Annotated in this window: 1 pseudogene; it reads left to right on the top strand. The window is 46.0% G+C overall.

Annotated elements, in window-relative coordinates:
• Nucleotides 1-799 (top strand): annotated as a pseudogene (locus A9Y75_RS04175) (glutamate synthase subunit alpha); the annotation flags it as partial.
• Between the last annotated feature and the right edge of the window lie 158 nt (nt 800-957).

The raw sequence follows: 957 nt of genomic DNA, 5'->3' as shown, positions 1-957 counted from the left end.
TGCCGATATTCAAGCCGCAATCAAGAATCAAACTACTGTCAACAAGACGATTTCTATTGTCAACACTGATAGAACAGTGGGTGCAAGATTAGCCGGGGCTATAGCTTCCCAATACGGTGATAGCGGCTTTGAGGGGCAAATTAACCTCAATTTCCTGGGAAGTGTCGGGCAAAGCTTTGGCGCATTTAATCTGCCTGGTTTAACCTTAACTCTGACCGGTGAAGCTAACGACTACGTAGGTAAGGGAATGCATGGTGGAGAAATTATCATTAAACCCCCAGCAGAAGCTACTTATGACCCAGCACAAAATGTGATAGTTGGCAATACTTGTCTTTATGGTGCGACCGGTGGTGTCTTATTTGCCAACGGTTTAGCCGGAGAACGCTTTGCTGTACGTAATTCTAAAGGTACAGCCGTCATTGAAGGCGCTGGGGATCATTGCTGCGAGTACATGACTGGTGGGGTGATTGTTGTCCTTGGTAAAGTAGGACGGAATGTAGGTGCAGGTATGACTGGGGGACTGGGATATTTCTTAGATGAAGATGGTTCTTTCCCGGAATTAGTCAACAAAGCTATTGTCAAAACCCAGCGGGTAATGACAGACGCAGGTGCGAAACAACTTTATGAGTTAATTAAAACTCATTGCGATCGCACTGGTTCACCCAAAGCGAAGCTAATTATCCAAAATTGGGAAGAATATTTACCCAAGTTCTGGCAATTAGTCCCACCTTCTGAAGCCGACAGTCCCGAAGCTAATCTGGAATCGGAAACAGAACAAAAACAACTAAGTTCTGTTTAATCCGTAGGGGCGGGGTTTCCCCGCCCTGAAAATGGGTGATTTACTTACAGCAGATTGCAGATCAATGAGGCTTCGCCGTGAGCGTCAGCCGATAGCTTGCGTGGCGTAGCCATACGGTACAGAATCAAAATTGAAACCTAGACACATTCGCCAGTCTT

The organism is Trichormus sp. NMC-1 (assembly GCF_001858025.1).
In the GTDB taxonomy this organism is placed as follows: domain Bacteria; phylum Cyanobacteriota; class Cyanobacteriia; order Cyanobacteriales; family Nostocaceae; genus Anabaena.
This window is presented reverse-complemented; position numbering and strand designations above follow the sequence as displayed.